19 protein-coding genes are annotated in these 17,626 nt (G+C 68.6%); 8 read left to right on the top strand and 11 right to left on the bottom strand.

Annotated elements, in window-relative coordinates; translation table 11 throughout:
* Window positions 1-40 precede the first annotated feature (40 nt).
* Together VFQ05_18925 and VFQ05_18930 are read left to right on the top strand one after the other, a co-directional pair.
* Window positions 41-976, top strand: a complete 936-nt coding sequence (locus tag VFQ05_18925) for a DUF4097 family beta strand repeat-containing protein (protein ID HET9328844.1) — start codon at window positions 41-43, stop codon at window positions 974-976.
* Entirely contained in the window at window positions 973-1,833 is an 861-nt protein-coding gene (locus VFQ05_18930) for an N-acetylmuramoyl-L-alanine amidase-like domain-containing protein (GenBank protein ID HET9328845.1), read from the top strand. Before VFQ05_18925 ends, VFQ05_18930 begins: the two co-directional genes overlap by 4 nt.
* Window positions 1,834-1,848: 15 nt before the next feature.
* Here the strand turns inward: VFQ05_18930 and VFQ05_18935 are convergent, their stop codons facing one another.
* The 5 genes from VFQ05_18935 to VFQ05_18955 are packed head-to-tail and all read right to left on the bottom strand — an operon-like array spanning window position 1,849 to window position 6,175.
* Entirely contained in the window at window positions 1,849-2,370 is a 522-nt protein-coding gene (locus VFQ05_18935) for a thioredoxin family protein (GenBank protein HET9328846.1), read from the bottom strand.
* Window positions 2,357-3,064, bottom strand: coding sequence for a hypothetical protein (locus VFQ05_18940; GenBank protein ID HET9328847.1), 708 nt, complete (start codon window positions 3,062-3,064; stop codon window positions 2,357-2,359). Before VFQ05_18940 ends, VFQ05_18935 begins: the two co-directional genes overlap by 14 nt.
* On the bottom strand, window positions 3,061-4,011 hold the full coding sequence (locus tag VFQ05_18945) for an ABC transporter ATP-binding protein (GenBank protein ID HET9328848.1): 951 nt from the start codon (window positions 4,009-4,011) through the stop codon (window positions 3,061-3,063). The genes VFQ05_18940 and VFQ05_18945 overlap by 4 nt, the downstream gene beginning before the upstream one ends.
* Before the next feature lies 1 nt (window position 4,012).
* Window positions 4,013-5,284, bottom strand: coding sequence for an MFS transporter (locus VFQ05_18950; protein ID HET9328849.1), 1,272 nt, complete (start codon window positions 5,282-5,284; stop codon window positions 4,013-4,015).
* A gap of 51 nt (window positions 5,285-5,335) precedes the next feature.
* Window positions 5,336-6,175, bottom strand: coding sequence for an alpha/beta hydrolase (locus VFQ05_18955; protein ID HET9328850.1), 840 nt, complete (start codon window positions 6,173-6,175; stop codon window positions 5,336-5,338).
* Between the two features lie 158 nt (window positions 6,176-6,333).
* Between VFQ05_18955 and VFQ05_18960 the strand changes: the two genes are divergently transcribed.
* The 4 genes from VFQ05_18960 to lon all read left to right on the top strand — a co-directional run bounded on the left by VFQ05_18960 (window position 6,334) and on the right by lon (window position 10,974).
* Window positions 6,334-7,677 carry a glycoside hydrolase family 1 protein gene (locus VFQ05_18960; GenBank protein HET9328851.1) on the top strand — a complete coding sequence of 448 codons (1,344 nt, stop codon included), beginning with the start codon at window positions 6,334-6,336 and terminating at the stop codon, window positions 7,675-7,677.
* Window positions 7,678-7,700: 23 nt separating this feature from the next.
* Window positions 7,701-7,883 (top strand): hypothetical protein, encoded by a 183-nt coding sequence (locus tag VFQ05_18965; GenBank protein ID HET9328852.1) that lies wholly within the window; start codon window positions 7,701-7,703, stop codon window positions 7,881-7,883.
* A 77-nt stretch (window positions 7,884-7,960) separates the two neighbouring features.
* Entirely contained in the window at window positions 7,961-8,416 is a 456-nt protein-coding gene (locus VFQ05_18970; GenBank protein HET9328853.1) for an Hsp20/alpha crystallin family protein, read from the top strand.
* A complete protein-coding gene (gene lon, locus VFQ05_18975; GenBank protein HET9328854.1) occupies window positions 8,413-10,974 on the top strand; it encodes an endopeptidase La in 2,562 nt (853 codons plus the stop codon). Before VFQ05_18970 ends, lon begins: the two co-directional genes overlap by 4 nt.
* On the opposite strand, the gene VFQ05_18980 is transcribed toward lon, so the two are convergent.
* Genes VFQ05_18980 through VFQ05_18995 form a run of 4 tightly spaced genes read right to left on the bottom strand, consistent with a single transcriptional unit; the run spans window position 10,971 to window position 14,215 of the window.
* A complete protein-coding gene (locus VFQ05_18980) occupies window positions 10,971-12,161 on the bottom strand; it encodes a chromate transporter (protein ID HET9328855.1) in 1,191 nt (396 codons plus the stop codon). The genes lon and VFQ05_18980 overlap by 4 nt on opposite strands.
* Window positions 12,158-12,433 carry a hypothetical protein gene (locus tag VFQ05_18985; protein HET9328856.1) on the bottom strand — a complete coding sequence of 92 codons (276 nt, stop codon included), beginning with the start codon at window positions 12,431-12,433 and terminating at the stop codon, window positions 12,158-12,160. The genes VFQ05_18980 and VFQ05_18985 overlap by 4 nt, the downstream gene beginning before the upstream one ends.
* Window positions 12,434-12,437: 4 nt before the next feature.
* Window positions 12,438-13,436 (bottom strand): ornithine cyclodeaminase family protein, encoded by a 999-nt coding sequence (locus tag VFQ05_18990; protein ID HET9328857.1) that lies wholly within the window; start codon window positions 13,434-13,436, stop codon window positions 12,438-12,440.
* A complete protein-coding gene (locus tag VFQ05_18995) occupies window positions 13,433-14,215 on the bottom strand; it encodes a chromate resistance protein ChrB domain-containing protein (protein ID HET9328858.1) in 783 nt (260 codons plus the stop codon). The genes VFQ05_18990 and VFQ05_18995 overlap by 4 nt, the downstream gene beginning before the upstream one ends.
* A gap of 90 nt (window positions 14,216-14,305) precedes the next feature.
* On the opposite strand from VFQ05_18995, the gene VFQ05_19000 reads away from it, so the two are divergent.
* Together VFQ05_19000 and VFQ05_19005 are read left to right on the top strand one after the other, a co-directional pair.
* Window positions 14,306-14,767 carry a chromate resistance protein ChrB domain-containing protein gene (locus tag VFQ05_19000; GenBank protein HET9328859.1) on the top strand — a complete coding sequence of 154 codons (462 nt, stop codon included), beginning with the start codon at window positions 14,306-14,308 and terminating at the stop codon, window positions 14,765-14,767.
* On the top strand, window positions 14,760-15,884 hold the full coding sequence (locus tag VFQ05_19005; protein HET9328860.1) for an aminopeptidase: 1,125 nt from the start codon (window positions 14,760-14,762) through the stop codon (window positions 15,882-15,884). The genes VFQ05_19000 and VFQ05_19005 overlap by 8 nt, the downstream gene beginning before the upstream one ends.
* A 15-nt stretch (window positions 15,885-15,899) precedes the next feature.
* Here VFQ05_19005 and VFQ05_19010 read toward each other — a convergent pair whose 3' ends face one another.
* Both VFQ05_19010 and VFQ05_19015 read right to left on the bottom strand, forming a co-directional pair.
* Entirely contained in the window at window positions 15,900-17,129 is a 1,230-nt protein-coding gene (locus VFQ05_19010; protein HET9328861.1) for an HNH endonuclease signature motif containing protein, read from the bottom strand.
* 283 nt (window positions 17,130-17,412) lie between these two features.
* Window positions 17,413-17,626 (bottom strand): hypothetical protein (locus VFQ05_19015; protein ID HET9328862.1); only part of this gene is annotated, 214 nt, incomplete at its 5' end.

A 17,626-nucleotide genomic window follows, 5' to 3' on the forward strand; every position in this document is an offset into this window, starting at 1 on the left:
CGCCTTGCTCCCGAAGAGCTCGAAGAAAGAGGATGCCACCATGTTCATCGCCATCTGGCTGGCGGTCGCTCCCCTGATCATGACCGACGCATCATGGCTCGCCGCCGCTCCGGCCGCCAAGGCTCCCACGACGGCCAAGAGTGCGAAGCCGGCGCAGGCGCCCAAGGCCGCGAGCGAGCAGCGCTGGACGCCCGAGACCGTGGACGATGCATGGGCCACCAAGGTGCTCGCGGATCCCACCTACGACCGGGGCTGGTACCAGTCCTGCGAGGAGGACTGGGACAACGATCTGGTCTCCGTGTGCGAGGTCCGTGAGCTCGACTACGCGCCGGGTGAGCGGCCGGTCGCCATTCGCGGCGGCGCCAACGGCGGCATGGCCGTGATCGGCTCCGATCGCAAAGCCGCCCGGGTGATCTACCGCATCCGCGCCCGCGCGCGCACCGAGGAAGACGCGCGCGAGCTGGCCCAGGAGGTGCGGGTCGAAGTCGACAACGGCGTGATCCGCCCGCGGGGACCGTCGACCTCGAGCTCGAAACGATGGGACGTGGAAGTGAAGGCGTGGGTCCCGCGATCGACCGATCTGTCCCTGTCGACGACCAACGGCCCGATCGGCGTGAGCAAGGTGACGGGCACCATGGACATCCAGTCGGTGAACGGCCCGGTGAGCCTGCGCGACCTGAGCGGCGCGGTCTACGCCCGGGTGCAGAACGGTCCTCTCCAGGTCTTGCTCACGGGAACGAAGTGGACCGGCGCGGGGCTCGACGCGGCGGCCCAGAACGGCCCCGTGAACCTTTGGCTGCCGAAGAGCTACTCGGCCAAGCTCGAGACCGGCACGATCAACGGGCCGAGCGACATCGAGTATCCGCTGACGATCGAAGGACGCTTGCGCGGGCACTTCACGACCACGCTGGGATCGGGGGGCGCGATGGTGCGCGTGGTGACCGACAACGGGCCGATTCACATCGCGCAGCGGTGAGCGTCGTCATCGCGGCAGCGCTGCTCTCCTCGCTTGCTCTCCCCTTTCCGGCGGCCGCCGCCAGTCTGCCGCCGCGGCTCGCCGGAGCCCTGGAGCTGCACGATCCCCTGGCGCTCGCCGACACCACGCTGCCACGGCTGGCTGCGCTCGATTCGGCGCAGCGCGCGAGCCTCGGACGCGCGCTCGCGGACTGGCCCGTGGATTGGCGTGTCGCGGCCTTCGCGTTCCTGCAGGTCGGCACGCCGTACCAATTGGGACCGCTCGGGGAGGGGCAGCCGCCCGACGCCGACCCGGTGCTCACGTTCGAGACCACCGATTGCGCCGTGCTCAACCTGGTCTCGGCGGCGCTCGCGCACGCGCTCGAGTCCGGCGGAGAGCATCGCGCGATGGCGCGCGCCGGCTACCGCGGCGGACGGATCACCTATGCCGACCGCTTCCACTTCACCACCGACCGCCTCGATGCTTCGCCCTATTACCGCGACATCACGCGCCGGGTCGCGGGCGCCTCCTGCTTGAGCCGGCAGGTCGTCCTCAACCGGCGGGCCGATGGCGGACGCTGGATCGACATCGCCTGGTCGCGGCCGCGAACGGTGCGGTTCGTTCCGCGAGACTCGAGCGCGCGATTCGCGCGCTGGCACGCCGAAGGCCGGCTGCCCGACGCGACGGGTGTGGCGTTCGTGAAGCGCGAAACCCTGGCGGACGGGCTCGACGTGGTCCACGAGTCGCTGCTGTGGAAGGGGCGCACGCTGCTCCACGCCTCGAGCACGACCGGCCGCGTGGTGACGATCCCGTGGGCCGACTACCTGGCCGGGCCGGGCCGGGGTTTCGATGGATTCGTGCTCTTCGAGTACCGCTAGAGCGACCACGCAGGTCTAGCGCAGGGGACCACGCTCCAGCCGGGCCTTCACGCCCGCCGCGGTGAGCTGCTCCATCAGCTTGGCCTTGCCCGGGTAGCCGACGATGACGGTCGGCCGGCTGCTGTCCGCCGAGGCGATCACCAGCGTCGGAAACGCCTCCACCCCATAGCGCTCCTGGAGCATGGCGACGTCCGGCGCATTGCGGCCGGTTTCCCGCTGCGTGTCGACCAGTCGCACCGGCACGAAGAGCGCGTTGATCGTCTCCGCCGATTGCCGGTCGGCGAACACCTCGCGCTGCATCAGGCGACAGGGGCCGCACCATTCGGCCGAGAAGTCGTAGAGCACGGGCAGACCGGTGCTGCGCGATCGGGCCAGGCCACTTTCGGCCGTCTGCCACTGGACGAGCTCGACGGCCTCCACCGGACGCCGGCTCTCCTGGATCCCGGTCACGACGCGAGCGGCCAGCAGCACCAAGGCGGCGAGCAGCAGCCAGCGCGGCAGATGGCGCGTGGCTCCGCGGGCTTCAGCCGGAGGCATAGGACAGCTCCTTCCGGTTCAGGATCAGGATGGCCAGCAGCAGACACAGGGTCAGATTCGAGGCGTACGTGGCGATGGCGAACCACGACGGCGAGCCGGCGACGAGCTGGGCGATCTCGAGCCGCGGCGAGACGAGCGTGCCGATCTCGTGTCCGATCCAGGTGATGACGCTCGACTGACGCAGCTGCCCGATCATGCTCACGACGCCTCCGGAGATGGTGAGGAGCGCGTAGATCGCCAGATCGCCGACGCCGCCGATCAAGCTCGAGAGCAGCGCCATCGTCGCGGCGACGCCGAAGATCTGCAGCTCGCGTCCCAGGGCGAACTGCAGCACCACGTCCGCCGAGGGCGCCGCGCCGCGCGCCGCGGCCAACGCCACGTAGAGCCCGATCTGCAGCAGGCTCGCCAGCGACGCGCCGAGCGAGACCGCGAGCCAGCGGCTCAGCACGTATTCCGAACGCCGCACCGGGCGCGCGAAGATCAGCTGGAGCACGCCGCTCGAGACGTCCTGGCCGATCATGCCGACGGCGAGCACCATCGCAAGCGGGATCGCGTCGCCGAGCTGTGCCAAGCCGAGCCCCCGGATCGCCGAGATCAGGGCCGGCGGCACCAGCACCATGAGGGCGAGGATCACGACGCGGATCGGGCTGGCGAGACGCTGCCGCCAGAATGCGAAGAGCAGGGTGGCGTTCATGGCTTCGCCTGCGTTGCGGGAGATTCGAGGAACAGGCGCTCGAGCCGGCTCTCCTCGGGCGCGGCCTCGACCACCGGGACTCCCGCGCCGACCAGCGCCGCGAGCAGTCGCGAAGCACCTTCGTCGTCGGCCACCGCGAAGCGCGCCTGGGCAACGGCGAAGTCGGCGAGCTCCGCTCCCGCTCCGCGCGCCAGCGCCTGCAGCGGCGCCTCGCCCATGCGCTCGAGGGCGCCCGGCAGCGTTCGCACCCGCAGCACGCGCGCCAGCGTCGCTCCGGCGGCCAGCGTCTCGATCGCCTCGACGCGGCCTCCGCTGACGAAGGCGACGCGGTCGCACACGCGCTCCACCTGCTCGAGCTGATGCGAATTGAGCACGACCGTGACGCCGCGCCCCTTCACCTCATTGAGCAGCCGCCGAAACAGCACCACGCCGGCCGGATCCACGCCCGATGCCGGCTCGTCGAGGAAGACGTAGCGCGGCTCACCGAGCAGCGCCTGGGCGAGACCGAGCCGCTGCAGCATGCCGCGCGAATAGCGATGGATCGCGCGATTCGCCGCCTCGGCGCCCAGTCCGACCTTCTCGAGCGCCGAGTCGACCTCGTGCGCGCGCGCCGTCTGCGGCAGTCGGGCCAGCGCATGGTGGTACGAAAGGAACGCGCGGCCGCTCATCCAGCGATCGAGCACCAGGCGCTCCGGCAGATAACCGGTCACTCGGCGCACCTCGAGATCGTCGGCTGCCTTGCCGTCGATCGTCACGGTGCCGGAGTCGGGCCTGAGAAAGCCGAGCAGGCAGCCGAGGAAGGTGGTCTTGCCCGCGCCGTTCGGGCCGATGATGCCGAAGATCTCGCCGGTGCGGATCTCGAGCGTCACGCCGTTCAACGCGCGAACGGCTTCGACCGAGAGCAGTCGGCGGTAGCTCTTGCTGAGCGCCTCGACGCGAATGCTCACGCTATCCCACTTTTTCGGTCATCACCGGAGCCGTGAGCCGCTCGGCGGCTTCGCGCGCCGCCAGCACCTTGAGGCGGTACGACACCCAGAGCGCGCCGCCGAGAAGGACCGCGGCGCACATCGTGTTCGCCCACGGCGCTCCGAAGCTCTGGGCGATGCCCCCGGCCATGAGCGCGCCGACGGGTGCTGTGCCGATGAACATGAAGGTGTAGAAGCTCATCACCCTTCCTCGAAAGCGGTCCTCGGTCGTGAGCTGCAGCAGCATGTTGGTGCTGGCCACGTACAAAATGAGTCCGAAGCCGGCCGCGAAGCCCATCAGCAGCGTGAGGGGCAGCCACCGCGACCACGCGAACACGCCCATGCCGACTCCGGCTACGGAGAGACCGGTCAGCAGGTTGCGGCGCAGCGCCCAGCGATCCTGGGGTCGGGTGAGCCACAGCGCCGAGAGCAGCGAGCCGAGGCCGAACGAGGCGACCATGAGCCCGTACGCGCGCGGTCCCGCGTGCAGGATCTGCCGCGCGAAGACCGGCAGCAGCGTCATGTACTGGAAGCCGAGCCCGGAGGTGACGCCGAGCAGGAGCAACAGGTTGCGGATCGGGGCGACACTCAGGACGTAGTGGATGCCTTCGCTCACGGGGCGCGCGGGTCCCTTCAGGGGTTGCGCGCCCGGCGCCTTGTCCATGCGGAGCAACATCACCAGCACCACCACGTAGGAGAGCGCGTTCACGAAGAAGCACGTGGTCTCTCCCGCCGCGGCGAGCAGGACGCCGGCGAGCGCGGGGCCGACCACACGCGCCGCGTTGAAGGCGGCGGAGTTGAGCGCAATCGCGTTCGACAGATCCTCTTTTCCCACCATCTCGACCAGGTAGGACTGGCGAGCGGGAAGGTCGAAGGCGCTGATGGCGCCGAACACTCCCGCCAGCGCGAGCAGCATCACTGGATGGATGAGGTGGGTGGCGGCGAGGATCGCCAGGGCGAGCGCCTGGAGCATGGCCAGCGACTGGGTGAGCAGGATCAGCCGGCGCTTGTCGAACCGATCCACCACCACGCCCGCCCAGACCGACAGGGCCGAGACCGGAATGAATTGCGAGAAGCCGAGCAGTCCGAGCATGAGCGGCGAATCGGTGAGGCGATGCATCAGCCATCCCTGACCGACGCTCTGCATCCAGGTGCCGATCAGGGAGACGAGCTGTCCGCTCCAGAAGAGCCGGAAGTTGCGGTGACGAAGCGAGCGAAACCGGTTTCCGACTTCCTCGTGAAGCGCGCTGGACATGCGGCGCGCACGCTATCATGCGGTCGAGCCCGACCCAAGGATGGGCCGCGCTCAGCACTTCGCCTCGAGCCCCGCGAGCCAGGCCAGCGCGCGCTCGGCGAGGAACTCGGGGGCCGAAAGCGGGTGGAGGTGAGCGGCCTGCGGTGACACCACGCGCTCGGCTCGCGGCAGGAGCGACGCCACCTCGGCTTCGGCGGCTCGCGCCCACGCGGTCTCGTGCTCGCCCACCACGAGCAGCGTGGGAGCGGTGATGCGCTGCAGCATCGCGCGCAGGTCGTGCGCGAACGCCAGCCGGACGCACTGCCGCGCCACCCCGATCGGCATGTGCCGGATGCCGTGACCCACCAGATCGAGGACCGCGCCCTGGCACGCGGCGTCGAACACCCATGCGCGGCGGCGCGCATAACTCATCGCCAGGCGCCGGGCCCACGGCTCCGGAAGCCATCGCAGGGTCGCGAGCACGAAAGGCTGCTCCACCCAGCGCTTCCACGAATGGATGCCGGGCGCGCGGGTGCGCGCGAAGGGGCTCGAGAGCACCAGCGCCGACACGCGCTCCGGCCGCCGTGTCGCCCATCGCATGGCCAGCGCCGAACCCAGGGAGTGGCCGAAGACGACCGAAGCGCCCGGCGCGAAAGCGTCGGCGACCCGTTCGAGGTCGTCCATCAGCACCTCCCACGACGGCGGGCCGGTGAAGCGCGCGCGCAGGTCGAAGGTCACGACCCGATAACGGCGCGCGAGCGGGCGGGCCAGCGCGAGGAATCCCTCCTTGAATCCCGGAAGCGGAGGCAGCAGCAGCAGCGTCGGCCCTTCGCCCATCACCACGACCTCGGTGGTCCCATCGCCGAGGTCGAAGCGCTGAGGCGACCAGCCTTCGAGCCACGCCGCGGGCATCCTCGCGCGCCAGCCCTCGGGGAAACGCGCGCCCACGTGTGGCGAGGCCTGCGGTGCGCTCCGCTCGCCGTGTGGAGAGGTGGATGCCATGTGCGCGAGGATACCGCTCCGAGGCGGCGCGCGTGCTTCACATGCCGCCCACTTGCTAAGCTCGCATCGTGAGCGCACTGCATCGTTTCCCCGCCGGCTTCGTCTGGGGCGCCGCCACGTCCGCGCACCAGGTCGAAGGCGGCAACCGGCACAACGACTGGTGGCGATTCGAGTCGGAGCCCGGACGCATCGCGGACGGAGACACGAGCGGGCCGGCGTGCCGCCATTACGAGCTCTTCGACCAGGACTTCGCGCTCGCCGCCGCCGATCACCACGGGGCGCACCGCATGTCGATCGAGTGGAGCCGGATCGAGCCCGAGCCCGACCGGATCGACACGAACGAGGTGCAGCACTACCACGAGGTGTTCTCGTCGATGCGGCGTCATGGGCTCCAGCCGATGGTCACGCTGCATCATTTCACCAATCCCCTGTGGATCGCCGATCGTGGCGGGTGGGAGAACCGCGAGACGGTCGAGCGCTTCGCCCTTTTCGCGCGCTTCTGCGGCCGCGAGTTCGGCGGCGAGGTGGACTGGTGGTGCACCGTGAACGAGCCCGAGGTGTACGCCTTCCGCAGCTTCTCCGAAGGCGTGTGGCCGCCGGCCATGAGGAACGACAGCGCCGCGCTGATGGTCATCGCCAATCTGCTCGAGGCCCACGGCCTCGCCTACCGGGCGCTCCACGAAGCCGACCGCATCGATGCCGACGGCGACGGCTACGCGGCGCGCGTGGGATTCGTCAAGCACTACGCGGTGCTGGAGCCGAGCCGGCCGTGGTTCCCGCTCGATCTGCTCCGGACCTTCTTCGAGAGCCGCGTGTTCAACGACGACGTGCTGAGAGCGCCCCGCACCGGAGACATCGATCTCTCGATTCCCGGCGCCCGGCCGGTGAAGCGGCGCGTGCCCGAGCTGGAGGGGAGCCTCGATTTCGTGGGCCTCAATTACTACGCGCGGTGGAAGGTGAAGATGTTCGCCCCGGATCCTCACGTCGCCACCGAGGGCGCGCCGGTGAACGATCTGGGATGGGAGCTCTATCCGCGGGGGATCGAGGAGGCGCTGCTCCGGCTCACCGATCTCGGCGTCCCGATCGTGATCACCGAGAACGGCGTGGCCGACGCGGCCGACCGCATGCGGCCCCGCGTGATGGTGGACACGCTGGTCCACGTCGCAAAGGCCATTGAAAAGGGCGCGCCGGTGCTGGGTTACTACCACTGGTCGCTGATGGACAACTTCGAGTGGGCCGACGGCTATCGCGGGCGCTTTGGGCTGTACCATGTGGACTTCACCGACGCCGCGAGGACGCGCACGCGCAGGCGCAGCGCCGATCTGTACGCGCGCATCGCGCGCGCCAACGCCGTGGACGCCGAAGCCTGGCGCGAGGCCGCCACCCTGGACCCTCTGGCGGACGTCGGCTAGTCTCCTCGGCTCCGGAGGAGCCCATGTGCCCGTTCTGCAGGGAACACGACGGCAAGCGCTGTGAGATCCGTGAACGACCCGATGGCCATCTGGTCTGCTCGTGCGGCCGTCACTCGTGGCCCAACGCGGCCGCCCTTCAGGAGTCGATTCGCCGCGCCAGCCTGACCATCGTGAACACGGCGCACATCTGGACTCAGGGGATGTAATCCCGGCCACTCGAGCCTGGGGTTTGCCACCTCCACTTCCTGCGCTATCCTCGGAGTTGCCCCACGAAGGAGTGTTGATGTCCCCCGAACAAAACGATCCGTTCGAACTCGTTCAGCGCGAGGTCGAGCGCCTGTGGCGGGACCTGGTGTATCACCGCCATCCGGGCGCGCATTTCGCGCAGCTGCCCTGGGCCCCGCCTGCCGATGTCGTGGTGTCCGAAGACTCGGCGCGCGTGATCCTCGAGCTGGCCGGCATTCCTCGAGACGCCGTCCGCGTGCGTCTCGAAGGACGGATGCTGATCGTCAGCGGGCGCCGTGTTCCTCCCCATGAGCTGCACGGTGCTCACTACCATCGCGCGGAAATCTATTTCGGAACGTTCGAGCGCGCCCTCGAGCTGCCCTGGGAGGCCGATCCGAACGGCATCCAGGCTCACTACCGCGACGGCATGCTCGAGATCCGCATTCGCTCGGCTGCCGGCCGCGTCAAGGACGTGCCGATCCACGAAGGCGCGGACCCGGCGAAGCCGAGATGAGCCCCACCCGCCGGAAGCCGGCGCCGAAACGCAAGACCGCCAACCCCCGGCCGCCCGCGCGCGCGCCGCGACGTGACAGGAGAGCGGTCTCCAGCGACATGCTGCGCACGGTGTCCGAAGACGTCGTGACGCCTCCGATCGTCCCTTCGGGCCCCCGCGAAGTCCCCATCCTCCCGATCCGGCACTCGGTGCTGTTTCCGTTCGCCATCCTGCCGCTGAGCGTGGGACGCAGGAAGAACCGAGATGTGGTCAACGACGTGATGGCCGGCGACCGCACGGTCGCGGTGTTCACGCAGAACGACCCCGACGTCGAAGATCCGAAGCCGAGCGATCTCCACCCGGTCGGCACGCTGGCGACCGTGCTGCGCATGGTGCGGCTGCCCGACGAGCGCGTGTCCATCATCGTGCAGGGCACGGGCCGCGTGAGCTTCGACGCGCCGGTCAAGCGCGACCCCTATCTGGTGGCACGCGTCACCCCGCTCACCGAGGTCGAGGACGACGACGTCGAGACCGAGGCCATGTCGCAGTCGCTGCTCAAGGGCTTCGAGCAGCTGGTGACGATGTCGCAGAACCTTCCGACCGAAGCGGTGGTCGCTGCACGCAATCAGGTTTCGCCCGGGCGCCTCGCCGACTTCATGGCCTCGCTGCTCGAGATCCCGGTCGCCGAGAAGCAGCGCGTGCTCGAGACTCTGGAGTCCAAGCAGCGGCTGCGCATCCTCAACGCGATCGTCACCCATCAGCTGCAGGTGCTCGAGGTCGGCCAGCAGATCCAGGAGTCGGTGCGTGAGACGCTCGACGCACGCCAGCGAGAGTTCGTGCTGCGCCAGCAGCTGCACGCGATCCAGAAGGAGCTGGGCGAAGGAGACGACGCGCAGCGCCAGGTCGAAGAGCTGCGTGAGCGGCTCGAGAAGGCGCAGATGCCTCCGGACGTCCGGCGCGAGGCCGAGCGCGAGCTCGAGCGCCTCGGGCGCATGCCGCCTCAGGCCGCCGAGTACACGGTGGCGCGCACCTATCTCGAGTGGCTCGGCGACATGCCGTGGGCCATGACCACCGAGGACGACCTCGATCTGTCGAACGCCCGCAAGGTGCTCGACGAAGACCACTACGGGCTGGAGAAGATCAAGGAGCGCATCCTCGAGTTCCTGGCGGTGCGCCGTTTCAAGAAGGACGCACGCACACCCGTGCTGTGCTTCGTGGGCCCCCCGGGGACCGGCAAGACCTCGCTTGGCCTGAGCATCGCGCGCGCCCTGGGCCGCAAGTTCGTGCGCCAGTCGCTCGGCGGCGTGCGGGACGAGGCCGAGATCCGAGGACACCGGCGCACCTACATCGGCGCGCTCCCGGGGAACATCATCCGCGGCATCCGCCGCGCCGGATCGAAGAACCCGGTGTTCATGCTCGACGAGATCGACAAGCTCGCCAGCGATTTCCACGGCGATCCGGCGAGCGCGATGCTCGAGGTGCTGGACCCCGAGCAGAACCACGCGTTCATGGACCATTACCTCGACGTGCCGTTCGATCTGTCGCAGGTGCTGTTCGTCACCACCGCGAACTACCTCGACCCGGTGCCGCCGGCGCTCCGCGACCGCATGGAGGTCATCGAGCTCTCGGGATACACCGAGCTCGAGAAGGTCGCGATCGCCAAGCTCCATCTGCTGCCCAAGGCGATCGCCGAGAACGGTCTCGAGTCGCTCGGCATCACGATCACGGACGACGCGATTCTGCTGGTGATCCGCTCGTACACGAGCGAGGCCGGACTCCGGAACCTCGGACGCGAGCTGGCGAATCTGTTGCGCAGGACCGCCAAGCAGATCGCTGAAGGCAAGTCGCCCCCGCTCGAGATCGGGCCTGACCGGGTCTCCGAGCTGCTCGGCCCCGAGCGCTTCCAGTCCGACATGGTGACGCGCATCGACGCGCCGGGAGCCGCGCTCGGCCTGGCCTGGACGCCATTCGGCGGCGAAGTGCTCACCGTCGAGGCCACGGCGATGCCTGGCTCGAAGGGGCTTCAGCTCACCGGACAGCTCGGGGACGTGATGCGGGAATCCGCGCACGCCGCTCTCTCCTGGGTGCGCGCCAACGCCTTGACCCTCGGGATCGATCCCGGCTTCTTCGACAACGCCGATCTTCACATCCACATCCCCGCGGGAGCGACCGCGAAGGATGGACCCTCCGCGGGCGTCACCTTGGCGACCGCGCTGGTGAGCCTGCTGAGCAATCGCAAGGTGCGGCATGGCATCGCGATGACCGGCGAGATCACGCTGCTGGGGCGGGTGCTGCCCGTGGGCGGGCTCAAGGAGAAGGTCCTGGCGGCGCATCGCGCCAAGCTCAAGACCGTGATCCTGCCGGCGGAGAACCAGAAGGATCTCGAGGAGGTGCCGATCGAGGTGCGCTCACACATGATCTTTGCACCCGTGGATCGCATCGACCAGGTGCTGCGCCTGGCGCTCGAGAATCCGCCGCCGATCGAGGAGAACGGCCAGGAGCCGGCGGCCGACGACGCGGAAACCACGACTCCGATCACGTCCGAGCCGCTGGTGGCGAAGCCTCCCCCGCGGCCTTAGCCGCGCACGCTCCTCGAGGCCAGACCGGCCACGGCCGCCAGCGCGATCCACGTGGGCTCCGGCAGCTTCGGCCAGCGACGCATCGCGAACAGCGCCGCGACCAGCAGACCCAGGGTGGGCAGATCGAACACCGCGCGGCGGCCGAGAACGATCACCGCACCGGCGATCGCTCCCGCGGCGGCCGCGGTCACACCGCTCACGAAGTGCCGCAGGCGCCGGCTCCGTGCGACGCGGGCGAAGTGAGGCGCGGGCAGCACCACCATCAGGTAACACGGGACGAACACGGCGAGGGTGGCCACGCCGGCGCCGAGCGGTCCCGCCACCAGGAAGCCAATGAAGGCGACGGTGATCACCACGGGTCCTGGCGTGATCATGCCGATGGCGATGGCGTCCATGAACTGGCGCTCGTCGAGCCAGTGGAATCCGTCGACGACCCCGCTCCTGAGAAACGGCACGATGGCCAGGCCGCTGCCGAACACCAAGGCGCCGGCCTGAAAGAAGTAGAAGGCGATGCGCGCCAGCGTCTCGCCGCTCGCCACGCCACTGGCGCCGGTCACGAGCCAGGACGCGAGCGTGGTGATCCCGCACAGAGAGTTGCCAACCGAAGTCCGGGCCCGGAGCACCAGCACGACGAATCCACTCAGCAGGATGCCCGCCACTTCTTCGCGGCCGGTCCAGGCGGTGACCACGGCGTTCGCGCCGAAGATCATCCACAGGAGGCCGTCGCGCCGGAGCGTCATGCCTGCCAGCTTGACGGCGCCTCGGGCGATGATCGCGATCACCACCGGTCCGACGCCGTAGAACACATCGCCGACCCACGGCAGACCGCCGTACCGGACATAGAGCGCGGCGAGCCCGAGCACCATCAGGAACGAAGGAAGCACGAAGGCTGCGGCCACGATCGTGGCGCCGAGCACGCGCGCCCGCACCCACCCGAAGTAGATCGCGAGCTGCGCCGCGAGAGGGCCCGGCATCAGCTGGGCCAGCGCCAGCCCATCCAGATAGTCCTGAGCCGAGATCCAACGGCGGCGCTCGACCAGATCGCGCTGCATCGAGCCGGCGAGCGCGATCGGGCCGCCGAATCCCAGCGAGCCGAGTCGAATGAAGTAGCGAGCCAGCGCGCCCAGGCCGACGTCGCGGCGGACTTCGTCGCTCGCTTCGGTCGTCCGTTGCGCGGCGACGCTCACCCGTCGGACACTCGCGGCTCCCCCTGAGGCGTGACGGGCTCCGGTCCCAGGATCGATCCTCGACCCAGCAGCGCGAGACCGCCGGCGCGCTCGATCAGATCGGTCAGCGACCGCGCCGCGGCGAAGGCGCCCTCGACGTCGGGGATGAAGTAGACCCCCTCCGTGAGGGAACTGGCGCTCAGCTCACGCAGCTGGCTGCCGAGGTCGAGATCGCGATCGGCCGGTCGCCGCAGGACCACGAGCAGCACGTTTTCCACCGACGCCGGCACCATGACCTCAGGCTCCCATCGCGACCTTGCGGAAATCGTCGCCGGCTGAGGCTCGCTCGAACACCAGAATGGCCGCCGCCGCATCCTCCAGGGCGATCCCGGTGGAATCGAAGAGTGTGATCTCACGGTCGCGCGTCCGTCCCGGCTTCTTCCCGGCCACGATCTCGGCCAGCTCGGCATGGACTCCATCCCGGCTCATGTCCCCACTCTCGAGGGCGTGATGCAGATCGCCCATGGCCGCGCATTGATCGATGTCGTCCACCACGACCGTGGAGGCCGCCATGAGGCGGGGATCGATCTCGTGCTTCTCGGGATGATCCGCGCCGACCGCCCCGACGAACGTGCCCGGCATCACGTGCTGGGGAGTCAGGAACGGTTCATGGGACGGCGTGCACGTCACGATCACCTGGCTCCTGCGGGTGCCTTCGGCAAGATCGGCGATCGGAACGATCTCGATGCCGAGATCGATGGAGAGCTCGGCGGCCAAGCGGTCCGCCCGGCAAGCTCCGCGGTCCCATGCGTAGACGAGATCGATCGGCAGCACCTGACGCAGCGCCCTGAGATGGATTCGGCCCTGTTCTCCGCATCCCGCGATGGTGACGACGTGCGATGACGGCCGCGCCAGGTGCTTCGCGGCAATGGCCGTGGCCGCCGCGGTGCGCAGCAACGTGATCTCCGCCGAGTCCATCACCGCCAGCGGACGTCCGGTCTCCCCATCGAAGAGCAGCAGCACCCCCTGGATCGTGGGGAGCCCGATGCGCTCGGGATTGCCGGGGAAATTGGCGTTCGTCTTCGCGACGAACCAGGGACGTTCCTGCTCGTGCACGATGGCCTTCACGTGGAAGCCCCCGCGCTCCACGCGCGCGCCGAGCGACTGCGACCGGTACCGCGCCCCGCGGCCCTGCGCGGCCAGTGCCTTCTCCACGGCCGCGATGCACTCCTCGAGCGTCAGCCGCTCGGCCACCTGCCGGCGGTCGAGCACCAGGACCTCGCCGGACGAGATCACGAACGCACCTCGCGCGGACGCCGCGGCTTGGGGCGCGCCACCGTGGGCGATGGGAGTGAAGCGGGACGGAACGAGCGGTAGAGGTGATCGAAGAGCGTCATCCCTCGCTCGAGCCGGCTCGCGTCGTCGGCATGGGAGGACACGATCCCGGAGAGGAGGCGCTCGACACCGGGCGCCTCGGGAACGTCGAACGCGCCGTCCCGGAGATCGAGCTCATGAACGATTCGCGCGACGCGCGACAGGGCGACGTCTTCGGTCCCGGTCCGGGCGATCAGCGTTTCCAGCGAACAGCCTCCGCCCTCGTGCGAGAACTCGGCGCCCGGCATGTCGAAGCTTCGCTCTCCCGCGCGGATCGTGTGGGGCGGCGGCGCGAAGCGGATCCGTGCCTTCGGATCGAGGAATCGGCGGATGAACCACGCGCACGCGATCCGATCGACCAGGATCCCGGAGCGAGTGACCCACGCCTGCCCCTTCCAGCGAGAATCCGCGCCCTTCGATGCACGCGCCACCGGTGAGCGAAACGCAGCTCGAAGAGCCGCCTCGTCCTCCGCCGACGTGAAGCGGGCTTCGCAGACGAAGGCCTCACCGCCGGCGCTCCGGATCTCGTCGGCCACCGCCTTGAGCCGGGCCAGCTCCGCTTCACCGTGCGGCAGCGCGTAGACCGCCTTCTTGAGCGGCGCGGCGCCGGCGCGGGCGAGCAGGGCGCGGATCCTGGCCCGTAGATAGAGGGGCCGGGCGGGAACGCGGTGGATCAGGAACAACCAGTCGTGCGGCTTCATCGGTGGCCCTCCACGGGGAGTATTTCTAGCAGTTGATATATTATCTGTCAACTGCTATATCTGGGGTCCACCCGCACCGAGGAGGCGCCGATGAAATGGATCACGCGTGAGAATGCCGCCGTCGACCGGATTGCCTGTCCGTGGCTGATCCGCCGGTTCGTCGACCCCGAGGCGGAGTTCCTGTTCGTGGCGCCCGACAAGGTCCGCGAAGTCGCCGAGCAGGAAGGCGCCGTGCCCTACGACGTCGAGGGCGTGGAGCTCGGGCACCGGGACGGCCGCTGCTCGTTCGAGAGCATCCTCGTCAAGTACGGGCTCGAACGCGATCCGGCGCTCGCGATCCTGGGCCAGCTGATCCATGGAGCCGACATCACCGAGCACGCCGACCGCATGCCGGAGAGCCGAGGCCTCAAGGCCATCGCTTCCGGTTTTCGCCTGCTGCACGGCCGCGACGATCACTTGAAGCTGCGCCTGGAGACGCCGTTGTACGACGCCCTCTACGCCTGGGCCCAGGACCAGCACGCGCGCGCCCGGGAGGTGAAGGCCGGTGTCTGATCCACGCAGGGCGCTGCTCGCGCGCACGATCGTGCGACATTCGACCCGGCTCGAGCGGGACGAAGTGATGCTGATCGAGTCGTTCGATCTGACGGACGGGCTGGTGTCCGATCTGATCGACGAGGTGCACGCGGTCGGCGGCGTCCCGCTCCCGTACCTGCGGAAGAACGCATTGATCCGCCAGCTCCTCCTCGAGGGCAACGAGCGGCAGGTGGCCCTGCAAGCCGAGATCGAGCTGTTCCAGATGCAGAAGGCTCAGGCCTACGTCGGGATCCGCGCCGTCGAAAACGTCTCGGAGCTCGCGGACGTCCCGCCCGATCACGCGGCGCTTCACGCTCGCCTCATCCAGAAGGCGGTGCATGCTGACTATCGCGTCAACCACACCAAGTGGGTGGTGCTGCGCTACCCCACGCCGTCGATGGCGCAGCTCGCGGGCATGAGCACCGCGGCGTTCGAGCGCTTCTACTACGACGTCTGCACACTCGACTACGGGCTCATGGCGGATGCCATTGCTCCCCTGGCCGACCGGATGCGGCGCACCGACGAGGTCCGGCTTCGCGGCCCGGGGACCGATCTGCGCTTCAGCATCAAGGGGATCGGCGCGGTGTCATGCGAAGGGCGCCGCAACCTGCCGGACGGAGAGTGCTTCACGGCGCCGGTGAGGAATTCGATCGAGGGCCACATCTCCTACAACGCTCCTTCGCTCTACCAGGGCACGACCTACCGCGACGTCTGCCTGACCTTCGAAGGCGGAGCGATCGTGAGGGCGACCGGGAGTCCGCAGGATCGCCTCGAAAAGCTGCTCGCGTCCGACGAAGGCTCGCGGTCGGTCGGCGAGTTTTCGCTCGGATTCAATCCGCACATCCTTCGGCCCATGCTCGACACGCTGTTCGACGAGAAGATCGCGGGGTCCCTGCACTTCACTCCCGGCCAGGCCTACGCGCTGGCCGACAACGGCAACCGTTCCCAGATCCATTGGGACCTGGTCCTCATCCAGCGTCCGGAGTACGGCGGAGGCGAGGTGTGGTTCGACGGGGAGCTGGTGCGGAAGGACGGGCGCTTCCTCCCCGCCGACCTGCAGGGATTGAATCCCGAGAACCTGGTGAACGCGCGCTGACCTGGCGCGGCTTCATCACGACCTCGCGTCCGGCCGGTTCATGCGTGGGACTGTAGACGCCGAGGTCCCACAGCCCGTTGCGACCGCCGTGACCCGCGGCGCGAACCAGGTCAAGGCGCGCTTCACCCTTTCCTCCAGCGGGGCGCTCGGAATCGAGTCACTGAACTCGGCGGCCCGCCTCGCCTCGTGCGCTCGGTATCGTAGCTGCCGGAGACAGTGAGCGACTTCTTCGACGCGCTCCCTGGCCCTGCGCGCCGCTTCGCGCTTCTGGTTCATGAACCCGGTTCCGAACACTCGCTCCGCCTCGTATTGGTTGTGTGCCCGGCAGCGGAGTCGCAGGTTCTCCACCGTCGTCCGGCCCCCTCGGGCCACCGGCTCGATGTGATCGAACTCCAGGCCTCTTTTCTCGGCGCATCGGTGGCCGCTTTCTCCCGCGAAGGTGCACTTCCCTTCGTCGCGAGCCCAAACGGCTCGCCTCACACAAAGAGGAATGTGCCGAGCGCTTGCAGAGGGTCTCGGACTGGTACGAGGTCTATCCGTAGCGCCCAATCTCCTCTTCTCGAGCTGCGCCACGCCCAGCCGGAGAACGCGGCCGAGAACAGCTCCGAGGTCTCCATGGGGAACCTGGTGACCCAGAAGGTCCTGGGCCTGGCGAAGCAGATCGTGCGTGGCCCGGTCGATCGTGACCTGGAGCGTGAAGCGTTCCGGAGCGACAGGCTCCACCTCTCGGACGGGCGGCTTCGGATGCAAATAGATCGTCCCCGGGGACGATCGACCTGTGCCCTGGCATACCGGGTGGTCCACAGTCGGGACCGCTGCCAGTCCCGTGGTCAGCTCCAGCCGGGGGAACCGCTCGGCCACGAGTTGCTCCAGTTCCAGCCGGGTCTTGCCTGCGGCGACTGCGAGCAGATCCTCGGCATCGTCTTGCGTGAGCAAGGGCCTCAGCACAGCGATCGCGCTGAGACTCAGACGCCCGTCGGCCACCATCGCGAAGATGACTGGGAACTGCCGGGCCGCTCGGGCCGCGGCCACGCGCTTCGAGGTCATTTCCTCGGACAGCTTCAGCTCTCCGATGCAGTAGGCATGCATCGAGGCGTAGCCAGCCGGCAAGTAGAGCTTTCGTTCGTCGATCTCGGCGATGTGAGCCAGCAGCTCCGCGGTGGCGGTGCGCGCACGGCCGGCGATGACGACGACCTCACGCAGCAGCACTTCATTGCTCAGATGCGATAGCGAGTAGTTCTTCACGGCAGTCTCGGCGGGGGCGAGTGTGCCGGGGGCTGCGCCTACTTCATATCACGGGCCATTGCGACGTTCTCAGCGACTCGCGCTGCCAAGAAGTCGTGGCTCTAGACAAGAAACGTCATGAGGAACTGCGTTGCGCCATCAGCGACGACCATGAGGCGATTGGCGCGCTTCGCGGAGACCAACGCCGAGAACGGCGAGTGTGCGACGAAAGTTCGGTCAAGGGTCTTTTCGCAATCCATCTCCTACAGCGATCGCGATACCCCCGACACGCCGGCATCCCGTCTCAACCCCATACCTCGGGCAGCCTGCCCTGCTCCGTCTCGCACAGGGTCTCGAACGTTTGATCGTCGAACGCCCTTCGGGGCACGTGCTCGAGCAGAAGCCGCGCAAGCTCCGGCAGTCCTGTGACCATCGCCGACACGCGCACGGTCGATCCGGAGTGAAGTCCAATCGCGAACCACTTCATCAATGTGTTGTATCGCACCTCTCTCACATCC

This window comes from Candidatus Eisenbacteria bacterium (genome assembly GCA_035712145.1).
Lineage (GTDB): Bacteria > Eisenbacteria > RBG-16-71-46 > RBG-16-71-46 > RBG-16-71-46 > DASTBI01.